This is a genomic window from Mucilaginibacter aureus, assembly GCF_053514885.1.
Window position 1 is genome coordinate 1,331,029 of the sequence record NZ_CP170601.1, and the last position, 19,362, is coordinate 1,350,390.

Below are 19,362 nucleotides of genomic sequence, written 5' to 3' on the forward strand. Positions count from 1 at the left end.
AGAGCGGCTCTGTAAGTCGGGGATTGCTTCGTCCCTCGCAATGACGCGCGTAAAAAACAGGGGGGGAAATTGTAAGAAATATTTCGATAGTTTTCATCTCTTCCTAAGCATTAAGCATCGCGCCCAACTTTAAATATACCAAATTTTGATGAGATTAGCAAAGTTTGTTAGTCGGGACTACCAATCCCCACCAACGGCGGTGTTGTTTATTGGCTAAACCGTTCTTTCATTATTCTATTGATATCAGCCAGCGAATATAAACCAGCCGGTGACGCGGCGGCCCTGAGTTGCACATGGTCGGCATCCTGGTGTGATGTCCAAAAATAACCCGCTTCCAGGCCAAGTTTTTTTGCCTCGGTGGCGTATAATTCATAACCTTTTTTGCCATCTATTACTGTACCCTCTCCGCTTATAACGCGCTTATTTACATACCACAGGCAATCCACCGCCTCACCCCATTGGTGCCACGAGTAGCCGGGTATGGCGCTCGTTAGCCAATCGCCATCGGGTTGCGGCCCTACGCTTTCAAGGCAATGGGCCAAAAAATCGGCGCCGTCATCTTTTAACTCCTGTATTTTAGCCTTAACCACAGCCGCTTTATTTGATTGCCGCCAATACCTCGCCTGCGTAAAAGGGTCGCGTAAGCCCTCGCTGGGTATAAAAATTAAACCTTGTTGTTTAAGATTAACTAACAACGCCTCAACCTTGGGTTTAAACCCGGGTACGAGTAAATTAAGATCAACTCCCATAGCTTTTAAGTTTTAATTTAATGCTAAAATAAGCATCGTTTAAAACTATAAAGCGGGTGTTTTTACGGTATTTTAAATATTATATTCTTTCAGATCGCGATCACAACCCCTGCCCGGCAAATGCAAACAATACGATAAATTTTATATCTTCGCCTTCATCAAACAACTGCTAACGCTTTGAGCCATGTAATTTCATTAACATAACCAATGTCAATGATCTTTCCCATCCGGGAAGGAAACGATTACTTATTTCCATAAATTTAATTTTTATAACATGGCTATATCACAAAAATATGGTCGTACGTATCATTATCCGTTTTCGCCGGGTACCACCAGCGATGACAGGATTGCGCACGACTATTGGGAGCATTTACAAAGTATCCCGAACATTATACATACCGAAAAACTCGACGGCGAGAATAATTGCCTGTCGGCTCTCGGCGTTTTTGCGCGCTCGCATGCTGCGCCTACGGTTTCACCGTGGACCGAAAGCCTGCGCCGTTTTTGGCAATTGATCAGGCACGACCTGGGTGGTTTGGAGATCTTCCTCGAAAATCTTTATGCAACACACTCCATCGAATACCGCAACCTCGATCAGCATTTTTATGTGTTTGGCATACGCGAGCACGACCAATGGTTAAGCTGGGAAGAAACTCAGTTTTATGCCGCAATGATCGGTTTGCCAACAGTGCCTGTTATCAGCGTATCACAAACACCAACCGATCAGGCGCTTTTTGAACAGCAGATACTGGAAACAGCTGCAACACGCGGCAAGTTTGAACCTTTTGATGTACACACGCATAAGCCTGTTACAATAGAGGGTATTGTTACGCGTAACGCCGGCGCATATGCAGTGGATGACTTTGCAAAGAATGTGTTTAAATATGTGCGCAAAGGTCATGTAAAAACAGACGAGCACTGGATACGGAACTGGCAGCGTGCGGCCTTAAATAACGAAGGGAGGACGTATGTGGACCATCAGTGAAAACAAAAACTGGGCTGAACTTGAAACGCGCTTTGAATGGGTAAAACGCATGCCCGATGTTCCGCAAGACCCGCTGCACCATGCCGAAGGCAATGTGGCTATCCACACGCAAATGGTACTGGCCCAGCTCGAGGCTGATGCCGACTATCAACAACTCGAACCGCAGGAGCAGGAGATATTATGGGCGGCTGCATTATTGCATGATGTTGAGAAATTCAGCACCACGGTAACCGAACCCGATGGCCGGATAACCTCAAACGGGCACGCCCGCAAAGGCGCGATGACTACCCGGCAGGTATTGTATCGCGATGTACCGGCCCCCTTTGCTTTACGCGAACAGGTAGTAGGTTTGGTGCGGCATCATGGCTTGCCGATCTGGGTATTTGAAAAACCCGACCCGCTAAAGGCTTTGATCAAAGCCAGTATGGAGGTTAATACCCAATGGCTGGCCTTGCTTGCCCGTGCAGATATGCGCGGCCGTATTTGTACCGACCAGGAGGAAATGTTATATCGCATTGATTGCTTTGAAGCATTTTGCCAGGAGAACAACTGCTGGGGCGCGCCGCGTAATTTTGCATCCGGCCAGGCAAAAATGTATTACCTGCAACACGAAGACGCTTATCCGGATTACGTTCCGTTTGAGGAGCCTGAATTTGAGGTGGTTTTGATGAGTGGCTTACCGGGCGCCGGCAAGGATACCTTTATAAAAAAGAACTATCCCGGTATGCCGGTGGTGTCGCTGGATGATATCCGGATCAAAAAAGGCATTGCGCCAACGGATAAAACAGGTAACGGGCAGGTAATACAGGAAGCCAAGGAGCAGGCACGGGTTTATCTGCGTAAACAACAACCATTTATCTGGAACGCCACAAACGTTACCGGCCAGATGAGGATGCAACTGATCGAATTATTTACCACGTATAAAGCCAAAGTACATGTTGTTTATATCGAGGTGCCCTATCGCCATCTGCACAATCAAAATAAGGATAGGGATGCTGTTGTTCCGATCGCTGTTTTAGACCGGCTGGTTCATAAACTGGAAGTACCTGTGTTGTGGGAAGCACACCAGGTAACTTATTTTTATTGATCATTAATATCAGATTTGACAACTTTTAAAAAGTTGTCAAATCTTGTCGTATTACTTTAAATATACTAAATTTTGGTGGGATTAGCAAGTTTGAAGCCGTTTATTATTTTATTCAAATTATAATCAGGGCATTTCAGTCTGATGTCATAAGTCCAGCCTACAGACTTATCAAATAACCTTTACGGTATTATATATTTATTTTTTTACTAATATTTTTTAATATTATATTTGATACAGTCAATTAATTACTCACTTAAAAATTAAACCATGAAAAAATTATTCTCGTTAATGTTGGTAGTGGCCTTGTTTTTTTGCCCAGTATTCAACAATGTAAAGGCTGGAGCTAAAACCCACGCAGTTAAAAAAGCTAAACGTGTTGTTGTACAATATGCAGGAACATATAATGGTTTTGATATTGTTTTCGATGTAAATGACGTAACGCATAAATGCGTTGGAGTTGAAATGTCAGTAGGTTCAACCGGTATCACGATTGCCGGCTATTACACAGGGACACTTACTTATCCCTATGGCGACCTTACTTTAAGTGATTTTGAGATAGACTATTATGATGGAGATACTTTAAAGCAATTATTTGTTACGGGCGACTTTTACCCAATAAACTAATTATAACCGGCCATTGTTACTATGAATAGGGCAATGGCCATTATTTAATCATTCGTCCGCCTATACCTCAACCAATACCACCCCAAATTAAAAGCGATAACGCCATGATTAAAAACGGTAGGCAGCAAGCCATAATGCCTTTTCATGATGTGGAAACGCTCCTTCAGGCTTTGGCGATGCTTCTTTTTCGACATGCCGCCCATCAGGTATTTGGCTACATAACGGTTTACATTCACAATTTTTTTAGCCTTCTTTGCCGCGCGGATGATCCAGTCGATATCGGCGCTTAACTTGTATTGCCTGTGGTATGGTTCAACCAAACTGCGTTTAATATAAATAGCCTGGTGGCTGATGCTCATGCCGTATTTAAAACCTTTCCAGGTAAACTTTTTGGGCGCTTTATGCCGGCGCTGGCCCAGGCTTTCGCGCCGGTCGTTGATCATTTCTGTTTCGCCATAATAAATATCGGCATCAGGTGCCGAGGCAAAAACCTGCGCAACGGTATCAGGCGCGTAAAACTCATCGCCGCTGTTCATAAAAATAATATAGTCGCCGGTAGCGGCGGCAATGCCCTTGTTCATGGCATCGTAAATACCTTCGTCCTTTTCGCTGATGAGTTTAGCTATCCGCGATTCATATTTTTTGATGATCTCCAATGTGCCATCGTTCGACAAGCCGTCGATCACGATATATTCGATATGCGGATAGGTTTGGTTAAGCACCGAAAGCATGGTTCGCTCAATATCGCTCACATTGTTGTAAACAATGGTCACTACGGATAATATGGGTTTAAAATCCGTCATGCCTGTAAAACAGATTGATAAACATTAATATATCGTGCAGCCACTTTTTCATTACTAAAATTATCCAATACTTTTTTACGTGCCGCGGCGGCCATGTCATCGGCATTAGCCAAAAACAAAATATGGTGAATACCCCGGGCCAGATCAGCAGCGGAGCGAAACTGCGCCAAATAGCCGTTTTGCTGATGATCGATCATATCCGGGATACCGCCGGTATCAAAAGCAGCGACCGGTGTACCGCAAGCCAGCGATTCCATGATGATATTAGGCAGGTTATCTTCAACCGAAGGCGATACGGTAATATCGGCCATACTGTAAATTTCCACCAGTTCGGCCTGCGAAGTTATCAAGCCCAGCTGATGCACCCGGAATGGCAACCGGCTCACATCAAAGTGCTTGTTTTTACCAAAGATGACGATCTCGACATTGTCTGACCGGTACTCACTTTTCAGGATATTTAACGCTTCGATGAGGTAGCTGAGCCCTTTGCGCCTGTCCATAATATTAGCAGCGCCAAATAAGATCAATTTGGCCCCGGTATTAATACCCCGCTTTTTACGGGCGGTTAATTTATCCTGCGGAGTATAGATCGCTGTATCAATGGGGTTGGGTATCGCCTCGATCCTAAAACCCTTGAGCAGTGAACTTTTTTTAGCCTCGCCGGCCAGCCAGTTACTACAGGTAACAAAGGTGATGTTGGGCTTATCGGCAAACAAAGCCAGCTTTTCTTCCCAAACCCGGTGCGACAGATCATTGGGGTGCGGGGTGCGTAAAAAATAGCACTCGCCGCATTGGTTTTTAAAATGATCGCAGGTGCCGGCGTAATGGCAGCCGCCGGTAAAGGCCCACATATCGTGCAGTGTCCAAACAATGGGTTTACCCAAGTCGGCCAGCTGTTTCAGGTTATCGATGGAAAGGAACCCGAAGTTTGTCCAGTGCAGGTGGATAATATCGGCATCAGCCACAAGCGGCTCATCAACAACCGAACTACCCGTATTAGCCGTTGAAAAAGCAAAACGCACCGATTTATCTTTCGCATAAAAAAAGATAAAGGGCAGGCGTTCGCGCAGCAGGTTTACTTTAGCTTTTTGCTGGTCGAACCAGTTTTTGATGACGCTGGTTGCACGCGGTTCGCTTGTTTTTTTGTGCTGAACCAACATCCCTGCATCGATCTGTTCACTCTCCAGCGCCTTAAGCAGGCGCATACAGGCCACGGGTGCGCCGCCGCCGGTATCGGAGGTATTGATCAATGTTACTTTCACAAGGCAAGTATAGCGATAAGTAAAATTAAACCATGAATGAACGTGTTATAAATAAGCCGATGTGGCGGATAGGAAGCTCCTCCGGAGCTAAAAACACCTTGTTGTTATTTCTATAAACAGGCAACTCCTCCGGAGTTAAAAAAGCATCAGCATTTAGAATGTTGTGTTATTTATAACGGTCGATCAAAGTTCTTCTTGCTCCGGAGGAGCACTCTGTTTATAGATCTACAAACGAAAAAGGTTGACTCCGGAGGAGTCCCCTAACCCATCTCCCGGCACGTTTACCAAAAATGATTCGGAAAACGTATCTTTAACGCTTTAATCACAACCCAACAACATCAATGAATCTGTTTGCCCATTTATTCCAGGATCGTAAAGCGAACCGAAAGAATTTTAAGGGGCAGCTTGTTTTGTTTTTGTTCCGCCTGGCGCAGGCCATCAACCGCAGCATGATCACCAAAGTGATATTTTATCCGTACCTGCTGTGGTACCGGTACGTTGTGGAATGGGTTTGGGGTATTGAGCTTCCGCGGAAGCTCACTGCCGGCAACGGCCTCGTTATTTATCACGGCCAGGCCTTAATTCTAAACCAGGGTGTTGTTTTGGGGGACAATGTGGTATTGCGCAATTCGGTAACCATAGGTCACAAAAAACTGGCCGACGGCACTTTTACCGCCTGCCCGCGCATCGGTAATAACGTAGATATTGGTGCCAATGTATGTATCATTGGCGATATTACCATTGGCGATAACGTGATCATCGGCGCAGGCTCAGTAGTGGTTAAAAGCGTGCCCGATAACTGTACGGTGGTAGGTAACCCGGCGAGGGTATTGGAGAAGAAAGAATAAAAAAATAAGAGCGCCGAAATGTGCGATTCCTTCCTCGGGGAAGGAGGAGGAAGGGATAAATAACCGCTTTGTAGAAAACCCCTCCCTAACCCTCCCAAGGGAGGGAATTATATGAGATAGAATTAATGGAACAAAATTTAACCGACCGTGCGTTTTGGAAAGCCTTTTGGGAATCAAAAAAGGACCTGATATTTTACATTAAACCCGATTATCATTTTGCCGATATCATTAAAAAACTGGTTCGTGACAATGGCATTAAAACAGCGGTCGAACTGGGCGGTTTCCCGGGATATTATACCGTTTACTATAAAAAATACCTCAATCTGGATGCTACCCTGTTTGATTACTTTATCCACGAAGGGCTGATCAAACAACTGCTTGAAAAAAACGGATTAAAGTATGAAGATATCTCGGTTATCGAAGCCGACCTGTTTACCTATCAGCCTGTTAAAAAATACGATCTCGTATCCTCTTTCGGTTTGATCGAGCATTTCAGCGATGTAAAAGATATCATCAGCCGCCACGTGGCTTTGCTAAATCCTAAAGGCACCTTGTTTATTACCCTGCCTAACTTTACCGGTGTTAACGGCTGGATACAGCGCAAGTTTGATCAGGAGAATTACAGTAAGCACAACATCGGCACCATGAACCCCAAAATGCTGGTTGATGTTTGCAAAGAGCTTGGTTTGGTTGAAGTAGAATCACACTATCATGGCCGGTTTTCGGTTTGGCTGGAGAATAATGCACAGCAAACGGGCCTCGTAAAAAGCATTGTTAAAAGTATATGGCTGGCCGGTAAGCTGTTTACCAAGATCGTCCCGGTAGAAACAAAAACGCTCTCGCCTTATATTGTACTTAAGGCACGCAAAGCCAACTAATTAAATATTTATTATATTTACCTATTGGCTTAACTGGCTATTAATTAACTACCTCATCACAATTTAACTCATGAAACAAGTTTACTTACTTGCTATCGGTACGCTATTTACCATTTTTGGCGCCAAAGCACAAGGCAATGAAACCTATTTTGCCGAATATCCTACCCTAACCCCCGATGCACAAACCGCCATTTTTAGCTACGAAGGCGACCTGTGGAAAGTTGCTGTAAACGGGCAATCGCCTGCCGTAAGGTTAACTGCCATGCAGGGTCAGGAAATCAATCCTCGGGTATCGCCCGATGGCAAATGGCTGGCATTTAGTGGCAATCAATATGGCAATAACGATGTTTATGTAATGCCGCTTGCCGGCGGCGAGATTAAGCAATTAACCTATAACGAAAGCAGCGACGAAGTTGACTCGTGGGGTTGGGATTCAAAAAGTATTTACTTTACCTCAAGCCGTTACAACAGTTTTAGCGCTTACAAAATAAATATTGATGGCGGTACGCCCACCCGCGTGTTCGATAATTATTTCAACACCATCCATGGCATTGCCGAGCACCCTAAAACCGGCGAGCTGTTTTTTGGCGATACCTGGGAAAGCTACCGCTTTGCCCAGCGCAAGCACTACAAAGGCGAATATAACCCCGACATCCAATCGTACAATCCAAAAACAAAAGCTTACAAACGATACACCGACTGGGCCGGTAAAGATTTCTGGACCACCTTAGATGCACAAGGCAATATCTATTTCGTATCCGACGAGGGCAACGAGGAGTATAATCTGTACACTTTCGTGGGAAGTAAAAAAACAGCGCTAACAAGCTTTCCAACATCAGTTAAACGTCCGTCGGTAAGCGCCAACGGGCAGAAGATCATCTTTGAAAAAGATTACCTGCTTTTTGTTTACGATGTGGCCAGTAAAAAAACCGAAAAGCTCAACATCAATATCTACCGCAATAATGTATTGCCCAAACAACAGGAGTTTGATGTACAGGGCAAAATAGAAGGCTTTGATGTATCGCCCGATGGTAAAAAACTGGCCTACGTATCGCGCGGCGAGCTGTTTGTATCCGACCCGGAAGGTAAATTTATTCAAAAGATCGAACGCAATACCGCCGAACGCGTACTTGAGGTTGAGTGGCTGTCCGATAGCAAAACATTGCTGTACAATCAAACTTTAAATGGTTATCAAAACCTATATACCATCGCGGCAAACGGCACCGGTACGCCTAAACAGCTCACTAACGATAAACGGAATAACCGCGATATCATCCTCAATAAAAAGCGCACTATGGCTGCCTACCTGAGCGGCCGCGATGAGCTGCGCACTATGGACCTGGCTACCTTTACCAGCAAAACCGTGGTTAAGGATGAGTTTTGGGGGTTCCAGAACGATCAGCCGTATTTTTCGCCAAACGGCGAATATATTTTGTATTCGGCAAAGCGCAATTTTGAGGAGGACATTTTTGTACATAACCTAAAAAGCGGGCAAACCATTAACCTTACCAACAGTGGCGTTACCGAAAACAATCCGTACTGGTCGCCGGATGGTAAATATATCTATTTCAGTACATCGCGCACCAAGCCATCGTACCCGTTTGGCACCACCGATGCGCATATTTACCGCATGCCGCTCGAAAAATTTGACGAGGCTTTTCGCCTGAATAAGTTTAACGACCTGTTTAAAGAAGACCCCAAACCCGATACCAGCAAAAAGTCGCCATTAAAAGATACCAAACCCGCTCCGCTGGCTACACAGCCTGCGCCAAAACCAGCAGCTGATATTAATATCAACACCGATGATATTATGCACCGGCTGGAGCGCATCAGCAGTGGCTTTGGCCAGCAGGGATCGCCTTACGTGATCCAAAAAGGTGAAAAAACGTTGGTTTATTATGCGTCAAACCAGGCAGGCGGCAGTTACTCACTCTACCGCACCACGCTCGAAACTTTTGAAAACCCTAAAACCGATAAAGTAGATGGCGCCGAAACCGGTGGCTTTAACATTATTTCGGCTGGCGAAAAATACTACATCAGCTTTGGCGGCAATATTTACAGGCTCAATATTGATAACAACAAACTGGATAAAATAGATATCAGCTATAAATTCGATCGCAACCTGTCGGCTGAGTTTGCACAGATCTTTGAAGAAACCTGGGCCAATATGGAAGAAAATTATTACGATGGTAGTTTTCATCATATCGACTGGCAAAAAATTCACGACCGTTATAAAGCTTATATACCTTATGTAAACACCCGCGCCGACCTGCGCCTGATGCTGAACGATATGCTGGGCGAACTCAACTCATCCCATATGGGCTTTACCTCCAATGGTTTGGAAGAGCGTACCAACCTGCGTTACCGCACCATGGAAACGGGTATCGTTTTCAGCAATACCTCGCCGTACACGGTTGAAGCGATCATGAAAAACAGCACTGCCGACCGTAAAGGTATTGATGTGCAGCCCGGCGATAAATTGAAAAAGGTAAATGGTGTTGACGTGACCGAAAACGTTGACCGCGATTACTATTTTACCAAGCCATCCATCGATAAAGAAATACTGCTCACTTTTGAACGCAGCGGTAAAAACATCGATGTTAAACTACATACTGAGGCCGCTAACGACCTGCGCACCCAACTTTACGACGAATGGATAAGGCGTAACAAACAAATGGTTGAGCAGGAAAGCAATAAGCGCATTGCCTATGTGTACATGAAAGATATGGGTGGCGAATCGCTGGAAAGCTTTTTAGAGAACATGGTTGATGAGGCCTATAAAAAGGATGCGCTGATCCTGGACCTGCGGTATAACACCGGCGGTAACGTGCACGATGAGGTGCTGAGATTTTTATCGCAAAAACCTTACATGCAATGGCAATACCGCGGTGGCGAAAAAACTCCGCAGCCCAATTTTAGCCCCGCAGCTAAGCCTATAGTTTTATTGATAAACGAGCAAACCCTGAGCGATGGAGAAGTAACATCGGCCGGGTTTAAGCAATTGGGCCTTGGCAAGATCATCGGTACCGAAACTTACCGCTGGATCATTTTCACCAGTGGCAAGGGTTTGGTGGATGGGTCGTTTTACCGCCTGCCTTCATGGGGATGTTTTACTCTTAGCGGGGATGACCTGGAACATACCGGCGTTAAACCCGATATTTACGTAAAAACAACTTTTACAGACCGGTTAGCTAATAAAGACCCGCAGATCGATACCGCGATAAAAGAAATTTTGAAGGAGTTGAAGTAATGTTTTGTAATTTTGAATATGAGTGAATTCAGGTTAGATAGAACAGCCTTTAAGGCACAAACAGCAGCGGAGGCAGCCGACCACAGAGAATATTATCAAAACCTGACGGTAAAGGAACGTTTGCGGGTAGCTCATTATTTGAATAGCATGGCGTTTAATTTCCCGATAGATAACCCGCCCAGGATGGATAAAACAAAGTTTAGTGCAAGAGCAAGGTAATGGGAAATATCTTTAATGAAGACTTTAGAGATTTTATTGCCGCATTAAACCAGACTGGTGTTAGATATATTTTAGTTGGAGGTTTTTCCGTAATACTCCACGGTTATTCAAGAACAACCGGTGATATAGATATCTGGGTTGAGCGAAGTACCGAAAACTATACAAAAATTAAACAGGCGTTTCAAGTATTTGGAATGCCTGTTTTTGATATGAATGAAGAAAACTTCCTTCATCATCCCAACTGGGAGGTATTTACGTTCGGCATCCCACCAACAGCTATTGATATGATGATTAGTGTAAAAGGATTGGATTTTAATACCTCTTACGAACAATCCACCTATTTTGAAGAGGATGGGTTAATGATAAGAACCATTCATTTAAATGATCTTATAACAGCTAAAAGAACATCTGCAAGGCCAAAAGATCTTGATGATCTGGATAATCTTTCTAAAAAATAATTTACTTTTCAATCCACCCACCTACTTACCTGAACCGGAAAATCTCTCATTATCGTTCGAGATGACATTTTTTTAGACATCTCAACCAAATAAGATGACAATTTTTGTTTTGATTTTTCTACTTACCTATCCGCTGACGCACAAAACGCACCAACCGTTGCAGCAGCGTACCCTTTCGATTGTGCAAAAAGTGCCTGATCACCAGGTGTGCCTCAGTGCTTTCTGCTATTACATCAGGGAAATAGGTTATCGCTTCTTTATGGATGGGTACCTGGTAAATATCCTCTTTATTGGAGTGGATGCCGCTGCCATCGTTACCGATATTTTGGATCAGCGAATGCGCCGGGTTAAGCGTTAAGCCGCCCTGCAAAAATATAGAGGCATACCAGCGTATGGCCCACGAGTTGTTTTTGCCCGATTTAAATTCCTGTACCTGTTTCCAGAAATTCATGCTGCCATCGATCGAGAACTGTGATATCTTTTTCTGGTCAAATTGAGCGATCAGCTTATCCACATCGGGTTCAAAATGTTTCCAGGCGCGTGCCCAGGTTGCCCAGCCCCAGCTGGTGGCCGCGCGGTAAAAAAACGTCTGCGGTAAAAAATTACCGGTTAGCGGATACATATACGCGCCAATATGCATTACTTTATCCGTATTGGCATAACGGTTAAGCGCCTGGTTAAAATAAGTTAAGGTGTACGGCGACGATAGCAGGTCATCTTCAAAAACTATCACTTTACCATACTCATTAACCAATTGCGTTACCCCGGCAATAATGGAGTTTGCCAGTCCGAGGTTTGTTTTGCGCTCAATTATTTTTACAGCCTTAAAGCCTTCTGCTTCTTTGATCAGTGTCCTTACCTCTTCCACCTTCCCGGCATCGGCATCTGTTTTAGCCGCATCCGAAAATATGTACAAGCGCGACTCATCGGCCAGTAAATTATTTTTGAGATAGTTTAGCGTGCGACGGGTATGCTCGGGCCTGTTGTAAACAAATAAAGCAATGGGTGCCGGGTTTTGCATTGATGTGATATTAACAATTAGGCCGTACAGGTGTTTTGGCGAAACAGTTTGGCAAATTTAAAATAATCCGGATACTAAACGCCCAAATTAATGGGCACACTAACTTCACTATTTTTATAAAAACACAAGCGTATTAAATAAAGCTAAAAAAGCTTTGGCGCACTGACCTGTTTGCCGCATAATACTGTGTACGAATTTGCGAAACGTTCGGTAGTTTTTTTACCCCCTATGCTGCATAGTAATTTTTTGATGGCGAACTCGGCAGATATTTTCAGGCCGGAGAGCATGCCCTTGGGTTTGTAGAAACGTGTAACGTCGGGCGTGATCATGGATGAGAGGTCATTAACGATGGTAAAACCTTCGGTTAACAGCAAATAACGCAATAGGGTTGGGGTATACATGTTGATATGGCCGTAACCTAAAAAATGCTGCAGACGGTTATCCACGCCATAACGATAATCCTTTGGTACTTCTATTAAACACATTTTAGCTACACGTCTTAGCTCGCGCAGCAGCATGCGTTCGTGCTCCACATGTTCCAGCACGTGCGACAGGATAACCAGGTCGAACTCCTCGTCGCCGAAAGGTAAATGATAGCCATCAAAAACCTGAACCGTTTTAAGTTGAGGAATATTTAATGACCTAATGCGTTCAACGCCACTTTCGGATATTTCAACGGCCGAGTATTGTTGGGCAAAACCACTATCGGATAATAGTTTTAGTATGCTGCCATCGCCGGCGCCTACTTCTAAAATATTGTTAAAAACGCGCCCTTTACTTATCCCTATAATGCGCTGTGCTTTATATTTGGCACCCAGCAATCGCCAGCCTTTGTCGTGTTCTTCGTAAAAGGAATTGTATGCTGTTTTTACGTTTTCGCTGATGATATCCTGTTGCATGAATTAGTAATGTGTCTTCTGTATCAATAAAGCTCAAAAATACATAAATGTATTTACCTTAAAACCATTACCCAACCCGAAAGTGCATTGGTATGGTTTTTAAGATCTATTATGTAATAATAGATACCCACGGGTACCGGGTAGCCATTATATTTTCCGTCCCACGGAGTATTATAGCCTATGCTTTTAAAAAGCCGAGTTCCAAAGCGGTTATAAATTTGAACCAGGCAATCGGAATAATATCCCAGGCCGGTAATATTCCAGGTATCATTAATGGAATCGTTATTGGGTGTAAAGGTATTAGGGATGGACAACGGCGGATATACTTTGATAAAAACATCATCGGTTACCACAAAACAGTTATTTGGCGATGTTACGTATAACGTGTACGTAATGTCGGCAGAGGGAGTAGCAATGGGATTAAGTATATTAGGATTGCTCAGGCCGGTAGCCGGCACCCAGTTATACTGTAAATTGCTGCCTGTAGCTGTAGCATTTAATTGTACTTTATCGCCAAGCACGATGATTCGATCGTCACCGGCACTAACCACTGGTTTAGGTATTACTGTGATAGTTGTAAATGCCGTTGAACTACAAGTGCCATTTGACGCGGTTACTGTATAAGTTGTAGTTGTAGCTGGGGATGCTATGGGGTTTGCAATATTGGTATTTGACAAACCTGTTGCGGGCGACCACACATAACTGGTACCCCCCGAAGCCGTTAAAGATGCGCTACCGCCCAGGCAAATGGTTGTATCTGTACTGGCTATGGCGGTTATTGAAGTATTTATGGTGATGACAACTACGTTAGATATAGAGGAAATACAAACACCTGAGGTAACCCAACGCCTGTAATAGGTAGTGGCCGAGAGCGACGGCGGGTCGTAATTGATGTTGGTTGCTCCGGCAATATCGGCAAAGTTGATATTATCGGTTGATAGTTGCCATTGATAGTTAAATGTACCGTTGCCGCCAGTTGGTGTACTGCCACTTATTACGCCAGGGTCGCCGCTTCCGCAAAAGGTGGTAGTTGCCGGTGCGGTGATGTTGTTATTTAAAATAGCCGAATCGATACGTATGATAATGAGGTTACTTGAGGTTTGGCAGGAACCGGAAGCAATAAGGCGGTGATAATAAGTAGTGGCGGTGATAACGGGCGGATCGTAAGTTGCAGATGTTGCGCCCGGGATGTCGCTAAAACTTGCATTGCCCGACCGGCTTTGCCACTGGTAGGTAAAGGTACCGTTGCCGCCGGTTGGTGTGCCAACGCCGGTTATGGGCGCCGGATCGCCGGAAATGCAGAATGTAGTAATAGCCGGTACATTAAGATTGTTATTGGCAATATTAGGCTGTATGGTTATGGTAACCACATTGCTGTTTTGTATACACGATACCGAAATAACCGTACGCCTGTAATACATAGTAGTGGTTATAGTTGGCGGGTCGTAGTTAACGGCTACAGCCCCGCTGATGTTGGAGAAGGTGACATTATCGGTTGAGCTTTGCCATTGGTAAGTATAAGCGCCGCCACCACCGGTGGGCGTGCTGCCGGTAATTGCCGGATCGCCACCACCGCAAAAAACCGATGTAGCAGGTGCCGTAATATTGTTGTTAGCGATATTGGGGTTTATGGTGATTGTTACGGTATTACTTGCAAGTGAGCAGCCACCGGATGTTACCACCCGGTGATAGTACGTTGTGGCGTTTAATTGGGGGGGATCGTAGGTGGCAGACGTAGCTCCGGCAATATCGGTAAAAGTGACATTATCTGCCGAGCTTTGCCATTGATAGGTATAACTACCGCCGGATAGTGTATTGCCGTTAATAACGGCAGGATCGCCGCTTGCACAAAAAGTAGTAACCACCGGAGCGGTAATGATATTGCTGCTTATAGAACCGGCTATGGTTATGGTAACCACATTGCTTGCGGCCGGCACACAGGTGCCCGAACTGACGTTACGCAGGTAATAGGTTGTGGCGCTTAATATCGGTGGATCGTAATCTTTAGCAGTAGCGCCAGATATATTGGTAAAAGCGATACCGTTGGTAGAATTTTGCCATTGATAAGTAAACGTACCGTTGCCGCCGGTAGGTGTACTGCCGGTTATTGCCGCAGCGTCGCCGTTTCCGCAAAACGAGGTAACTGCAGGTGCGGTGATTGTATTTGAAATAGCCGGCGGGCTGGGTACGTATTTGGCTAAAAAGATATCGCGCACCGAACTCTGCGCGGTAAGGATATAATTGGTACAGTTAGAAAAGTCGAAATTAACCGTCGAACAAAAGCAACCGGCAAATAATACATCATTATTGTTATCAACGGCCACGGTACGGCCCAAATTGTTGCTACAGCTATTATTTCCTGCAGCTATTGCCCACTGATAATTACCGTTAACATCATATTTGGACAAGCACAGATCTTCTTGTCCGTGATATTTGATCAACGCCACATTAACCGATGGGTCAAAATCAACCGTACCAATAATTGAACCCGCAATATAAATGTAATCGTCGTTACTTACTGTTACATCATAATTGATAACTGTAGCGCCGCTGCCGCCTATACCTTTTGAAAAAAGTAAGGTACCTGCCGGAGAGTATTTCCATAGGGCTATATCCTGATTGCCTGCTGCATTAATAGTACCGGTACCGTTAAATGTTAAAGACGAGCTAAAGGATGAAATATCGTACACATTATCTTTTGAATCGACACAAATATTAATGGCACTGTTTATGCCTCCTGTTGCTGGCTGCACCCATATCAACTGGCCGGCAGGGGTATATTTCGCCGTGAATACTGAACTTCCTGTTGCTGTCACATTCTGTGCTGCACCTAAAGGATTGTAATTCACAGTACCACTTAAGGCGCCGCCGAGCAAAATATTATCGCCAGAGTCAATGGCTACGCCGCTTACTATATTAGTGCCTGTTTGGCCAAGATCGATACCCCAAATAAAGTTACCGGCAGCATCATATTTGAGTGCAAGGCCGTTAAAAGCGCCGCTTGCCGGGAAGTTTGTTGTGCCGATAGTTAGTGATGAGCTAAACTGACAGGCGATCACCCGGTTTCCCTGGCTATCGATAGCTACTTTGTTGGCATAATCCGTGCCTGTGCCGCCGACAGATTTTGCCCATAAAAAATTGCCGTTAACATCCAGGTTGATAATAAAAATATCACTGCCGCCGATATTTGTTAGCGTTGACACCCCTGGGCCCGGGTCGGCGTCGAAACTTCCAGATTGGTATAAGCCAACTACGCAAACATTACCATTGGCATCAACGGCAAGCCCATCGGGCTGATCGATACCGCTGCCACCCATCGACACCGCCCAGATCAACGCTCCGTTGGTATCGTACTTAGCTACGTAAATATCAAAACTACCGCCGTTTGAGGTAAGGTTTTTTACACCGGATGAGGGGTCGAAATCGATCGTCCCCTGAAAAATACCGGTGATGTATACGTTGTTTTGTTTATCGACTTTTGAAGAGGATACGATACTTGAGCCCGGGCCGCCGATATCAAGTACCCATTGAGGAACAGATGGTTTTAGCTGACATATACCAACTATCGGAAGCATTAATAAAAAAAGTAAGCCAAGATATGCTTTGATATATTTAAGCATTAAAACAGGGTAAACAGTTAAATCAGCAAAGATTGTTTAATGGATCAAGTTATGCTTTTCGCCTTAAAATCTGGTCAAAAACTTCATTAATATCCGAAGATATTTTTAATAAATAAGACAGGCCTATATATACAATAGCTACTATTACCGAACGTAAGATCATATCGAGCCAAATATTGTGTACAAGCGGCAGGTATAATCCTACTAATAAAGCTACCGCGCTTACCAGCAACACCAGTAAATGCGCTTTGCCAAATGGTTGAAGCCCGAATTTAACTTTTACGAATAGCCAGTAAATAAAGTTAAGGAGGAACATGATGAAGGTATAGGATATCGCGGCACCGATCATACCAAATTTCGGTATCAAAAACCAGTTGGCCACTACACATAAAACAACCGTACCGGTGATAAAATAGGTAGTAAGGCGGTAGTATTTGGATACGTTCATGATGTAGCCATTTAACCCGCCGGTAATATCCACCAAAAAACCAATCCCTACGATAATAAAAACATCAAAATAGCCTACGTACTCGTGCTTTTTAAGCAACACCATGATAAAGTCGCGATTAACGATCAACCCCACGAACAGCAAACAACCGATAAGCATTTGCACGACAGATGTTTTGTAATAGATCTTATCGATCTTGGGCAGATCGTTAGTAGCCCATGCCTGCGATACGATCTGCAGCGAAGTGCGGTTCATGGCCTTTGCTGGTAAACTGATGACTACCGCGATATTAAAAAACGTGCTGTAAATACCTACCAGCTCGAGCGACTCGCCCCGCAGGTAGCTCAGCATAATAATATCGAGGTTTTGAATGAGTGCAAACGAAGTGCCACTCAGAACGGTAAAAACGCCATATTTTAATAAAAGCACTTTATTATCATGCATATGGTCGGATATCGGCGAAAGCGGGAAATGTTTGTCTTTATAAATACTATACCAAAGTATAATTACAACTACCAGGTTGGCTACCAGGTAAATGATCAAAAAATCCTGGTAATTGATGATAGCGGCACCTATCAATAAAATACTTACCGATGTAAATACACGCAATAGAACTTCTTTGAGAAAGGCCGAAAGCACATTTTTGAAGATAGCACGGGCCATGCTTTCAAAAATGGTATAAACCATAGTAAGCAGGGATATTGGTATAATGTAGTAATAGTATTTTACCAATAGCGAGGCACCTTTTTCTTCGCTGTAATGCGCTATGATGGGGTTTTTAAAAGCAATAAAGAATATGGTGAACAACGCAAAACTGATACCGCTATAGATGAGAATAAATTTACCAAAGCCGTTGTGCTTACGATCGGGTGTGCTGTAATACGGGAAATATTTAAGGATGACGTTGCCGATGCCCACCGATGCGAATTGCGCGTAAATGAGCGAAATGGCGATCATCAGCGAAAAAAAACCGATCTGCTCGATAGTCAAACAACGCTGGAACAGAATAACAAGATTAAAAAAGCCAAGGGCTGTGCCTGCATATAGAATGAGGCTGTTGAAAAATCCTTGTCGTTTTAACAGGTTACTCATTTGATGCTATTTTGAATGATTTCGTCGAGGACTGCTATTCGTTTTTCGATAGTATATATATTGATCATATGTTCACGTCCGGCTTTGCCTAACTGCGCGGCTAATTGCGCATCCTTTGCTATTTTCACCATATAAGCAGCCATCCCTTCAATATCATGTTCGGGCACCAAATATCCTGTTTTTTTATCGATAACTGCCTGCTTAATACCGGCGTGCTGTGTGCTTACTATGGGTATGCCTGATGCACCGGCTTCGAGTATGGTTACCGGTGTACCTTCCTGGTCGCCATCGGGCGCGGTAACCGAATGTTGTACAAAGCAGCGGGTTCGCTGAAACAATTCGATTATTTTATCGGGGGGCAGTGGCCCGGTCAATGTGATCTTATCTGAAAGGTCGAGCGCTTCAATCAATAGTTTGGTTTCCCCGAACAGTGGCCCGGTGCCCACCATCCATAAACGGGCATCGGGCACTGAGCGTGTTATCAGTTCAAATGCTTTAACGACGGAAACTGGTGATTTCTTTTCGACAAAACGGCCAACGCTTAAGAAATAAGGTTTTGATGAGGCTACATCTACCGGCGTAAATTTGCCGGTATCAACACCGCAAGGGTTCCAATACAGTTTTTCGCGCTGGGCACCGGCTTCGCCCAGTTTTTCTATCATATCGGTTGAAACCGCCACGATAGCCGAAGCGTAACTGAACATGGTTTTATAATAGTCGTGATATGTTGAATACGAATCTTCCTGATAAATATCGGCACCATGAAAGTTAACTACCAAAGGTACGCCGGCTGTTTTACAAGCCTGAGTTACCATTGCCCCGACTGTACCGTATTCGGCAAAAACCGCATCTATTTTTTCGCGCCTGAGATAATTGACCAAAGCACGGTTACGCACGCCGATATTTTTACGATTAAAAAGGCGTTTTTGAATGATATAGCTCAACAAGCCGATCTTTGAACGGATAAGATACTTGTGATTATGATCGTAAACCGGGAAACTGCCGCCATAGATTACCTTTTTATTACCCGCTAACCGGTTAATATGTTCGGTGATAAAGGTTTCGGAAACGGTGCCTTTATTGGGCTTTATGATGCATAAGTTGTACGCGCCACCCATT

The 19,362-nt window shown here is 44.3% G+C and carries 16 protein-coding genes; 8 read left to right on the plus strand and 8 right to left on the minus strand.

The window, feature by feature from the left end:
* Nucleotides 1-206: 206 nt before the first annotated feature.
* On the minus strand, nucleotides 207-749 hold the full coding sequence (locus ACFGVR_RS05580) for a M15 family metallopeptidase (RefSeq protein ID WP_448701682.1): 543 nt from the start codon (nucleotides 747-749) through the stop codon (nucleotides 207-209).
* Nucleotides 750-1,023: 274 nt separating this feature from the next.
* Between ACFGVR_RS05580 and ACFGVR_RS05585 the strand changes: the two genes are divergently transcribed.
* From ACFGVR_RS05585 to ACFGVR_RS05595, 3 genes are all read left to right on the plus strand, one after another.
* A complete protein-coding gene (locus ACFGVR_RS05585) occupies nucleotides 1,024-1,734 on the plus strand; it encodes an RNA ligase family protein (RefSeq protein ID WP_448701683.1) in 711 nt (236 codons plus the stop codon).
* The gene (locus tag ACFGVR_RS05590; protein ID WP_448701684.1) at nucleotides 1,718-2,821 is read left to right on the plus strand and encodes an AAA family ATPase; all 1,104 of its coding nucleotides are present in this window, start codon (nucleotides 1,718-1,720) and stop codon (nucleotides 2,819-2,821) included. The genes ACFGVR_RS05585 and ACFGVR_RS05590 overlap by 17 nt, the downstream gene beginning before the upstream one ends.
* A gap of 267 nt (nucleotides 2,822-3,088) precedes the next feature.
* Entirely contained in the window at nucleotides 3,089-3,445 is a 357-nt protein-coding gene (locus tag ACFGVR_RS05595; RefSeq protein ID WP_448701686.1) for a hypothetical protein, read from the plus strand.
* Nucleotides 3,446-3,489: 44 nt separating this feature from the next.
* Here ACFGVR_RS05595 and ACFGVR_RS05600 read toward each other — a convergent pair whose 3' ends face one another.
* Together ACFGVR_RS05600 and ACFGVR_RS05605 are read right to left on the minus strand one after the other, a co-directional pair.
* Complete coding sequence (locus ACFGVR_RS05600; protein ID WP_448701687.1) at nucleotides 3,490-4,248, minus strand: glycosyltransferase family 2 protein; 759 nt, start codon at nucleotides 4,246-4,248, stop codon at nucleotides 3,490-3,492.
* A complete protein-coding gene (locus ACFGVR_RS05605; protein ID WP_448701688.1) occupies nucleotides 4,245-5,510 on the minus strand; it encodes a glycosyltransferase family 4 protein in 1,266 nt (421 codons plus the stop codon). Before ACFGVR_RS05605 ends, ACFGVR_RS05600 begins: the two co-directional genes overlap by 4 nt.
* A gap of 341 nt (nucleotides 5,511-5,851) precedes the next feature.
* Between ACFGVR_RS05605 and ACFGVR_RS05610 the strand changes: the two genes are divergently transcribed.
* The 5 genes from ACFGVR_RS05610 to ACFGVR_RS05630 all read left to right on the plus strand — a co-directional run bounded on the left by ACFGVR_RS05610 (nucleotide 5,852) and on the right by ACFGVR_RS05630 (nucleotide 11,163).
* Nucleotides 5,852-6,358, plus strand: coding sequence for a serine acetyltransferase (locus ACFGVR_RS05610; protein WP_448701689.1), 507 nt, complete (start codon nucleotides 5,852-5,854; stop codon nucleotides 6,356-6,358).
* 125 nt (nucleotides 6,359-6,483) lie between these two features.
* Nucleotides 6,484-7,236, plus strand: a complete 753-nt coding sequence (locus ACFGVR_RS05615; protein ID WP_448701690.1) for a class I SAM-dependent methyltransferase — start codon at nucleotides 6,484-6,486, stop codon at nucleotides 7,234-7,236.
* Between the two features lie 70 nt (nucleotides 7,237-7,306).
* A complete protein-coding gene (locus tag ACFGVR_RS05620; RefSeq protein WP_448701691.1) occupies nucleotides 7,307-10,486 on the plus strand; it encodes a S41 family peptidase in 3,180 nt (1,059 codons plus the stop codon).
* An 18-nt stretch (nucleotides 10,487-10,504) separates the two neighbouring features.
* A complete protein-coding gene (locus ACFGVR_RS05625; protein ID WP_448701692.1) occupies nucleotides 10,505-10,705 on the plus strand; it encodes a hypothetical protein in 201 nt (66 codons plus the stop codon).
* Nucleotides 10,705-11,163, plus strand: a complete 459-nt coding sequence (locus tag ACFGVR_RS05630) for a nucleotidyltransferase (protein WP_448701693.1) — start codon at nucleotides 10,705-10,707, stop codon at nucleotides 11,161-11,163. The genes ACFGVR_RS05625 and ACFGVR_RS05630 overlap by 1 nt, the downstream gene beginning before the upstream one ends.
* Nucleotides 11,164-11,281: 118 nt before the next feature.
* On the opposite strand, the gene ACFGVR_RS05635 is transcribed toward ACFGVR_RS05630, so the two are convergent.
* From ACFGVR_RS05635 to ACFGVR_RS05655, 5 genes are all read right to left on the minus strand, one after another.
* Nucleotides 11,282-12,184, minus strand: coding sequence for a glycosyltransferase (locus ACFGVR_RS05635; RefSeq protein WP_448701694.1), 903 nt, complete (start codon nucleotides 12,182-12,184; stop codon nucleotides 11,282-11,284).
* 143 nt (nucleotides 12,185-12,327) lie between these two features.
* Complete coding sequence (locus tag ACFGVR_RS05640) at nucleotides 12,328-13,083, minus strand: class I SAM-dependent methyltransferase (protein ID WP_448701695.1); 756 nt, start codon at nucleotides 13,081-13,083, stop codon at nucleotides 12,328-12,330.
* A gap of 53 nt (nucleotides 13,084-13,136) precedes the next feature.
* Nucleotides 13,137-16,703 carry a T9SS type B sorting domain-containing protein gene (locus tag ACFGVR_RS05645; RefSeq protein WP_448701696.1) on the minus strand — a complete coding sequence of 1,189 codons (3,567 nt, stop codon included), beginning with the start codon at nucleotides 16,701-16,703 and terminating at the stop codon, nucleotides 13,137-13,139.
* A 49-nt stretch (nucleotides 16,704-16,752) separates the two neighbouring features.
* Nucleotides 16,753-18,243: a lipopolysaccharide biosynthesis protein gene (locus ACFGVR_RS05650; RefSeq protein WP_448701697.1), complete on the minus strand. Its 1,491-nt coding sequence runs from the start codon at nucleotides 18,241-18,243 to the stop codon at nucleotides 16,753-16,755.
* Nucleotides 18,240-19,361 carry a glycosyltransferase gene (locus ACFGVR_RS05655; protein ID WP_448701698.1) on the minus strand — a complete coding sequence of 374 codons (1,122 nt, stop codon included), beginning with the start codon at nucleotides 19,359-19,361 and terminating at the stop codon, nucleotides 18,240-18,242. Before ACFGVR_RS05655 ends, ACFGVR_RS05650 begins: the two co-directional genes overlap by 4 nt.
* Between the last annotated feature and the right edge of the window lies 1 nt (nucleotide 19,362).

Bases quoted from the DNA above. Each gene is read 5' to 3' on its own strand.
- ACFGVR_RS05580 (WP_448701682.1), bottom strand. From the start codon at position 749: ATGGGAGTTGATCTTAATTTACTCGTACCCGGGTTTAAACCCAAGGTT.
- ACFGVR_RS05585 (WP_448701683.1), top strand. From the start codon at position 1,024: ATGGCTATATCACAAAAATATGGTCGTACGTATCATTATCCGTTTTCG.
- ACFGVR_RS05590 (WP_448701684.1), top strand. From the start codon at position 1,718: ATGTGGACCATCAGTGAAAACAAAAACTGGGCTGAACTTGAAACGCGC.
- ACFGVR_RS05595 (WP_448701686.1), top strand. From the start codon at position 3,089: ATGAAAAAATTATTCTCGTTAATGTTGGTAGTGGCCTTGTTTTTTTGC.
- ACFGVR_RS05600 (WP_448701687.1), bottom strand. From the start codon at position 4,248: ATGACGGATTTTAAACCCATATTATCCGTAGTGACCATTGTTTACAAC.
- ACFGVR_RS05610 (WP_448701689.1), top strand. From the start codon at position 5,852: ATGAATCTGTTTGCCCATTTATTCCAGGATCGTAAAGCGAACCGAAAG.
- ACFGVR_RS05615 (WP_448701690.1), top strand. From the start codon at position 6,484: ATGGAACAAAATTTAACCGACCGTGCGTTTTGGAAAGCCTTTTGGGAA.
- ACFGVR_RS05620 (WP_448701691.1), top strand. From the start codon at position 7,307: ATGAAACAAGTTTACTTACTTGCTATCGGTACGCTATTTACCATTTTT.
- ACFGVR_RS05625 (WP_448701692.1), top strand. From the start codon at position 10,505: ATGAGTGAATTCAGGTTAGATAGAACAGCCTTTAAGGCACAAACAGCA.
- ACFGVR_RS05630 (WP_448701693.1), top strand. From the start codon at position 10,705: ATGGGAAATATCTTTAATGAAGACTTTAGAGATTTTATTGCCGCATTA.
- ACFGVR_RS05635 (WP_448701694.1), bottom strand. From the start codon at position 12,184: ATGCAAAACCCGGCACCCATTGCTTTATTTGTTTACAACAGGCCCGAG.
- ACFGVR_RS05640 (WP_448701695.1), bottom strand. From the start codon at position 13,083: ATGCAACAGGATATCATCAGCGAAAACGTAAAAACAGCATACAATTCC.
- ACFGVR_RS05645 (WP_448701696.1), bottom strand. From the start codon at position 16,703: ATGCTTAAATATATCAAAGCATATCTTGGCTTACTTTTTTTATTAATG.
- ACFGVR_RS05650 (WP_448701697.1), bottom strand. From the start codon at position 18,243: ATGAGTAACCTGTTAAAACGACAAGGATTTTTCAACAGCCTCATTCTA.
- ACFGVR_RS05655 (WP_448701698.1), bottom strand. From the start codon at position 19,361: ATGGGTGGCGCGTACAACTTATGCATCATAAAGCCCAATAAAGGCACC.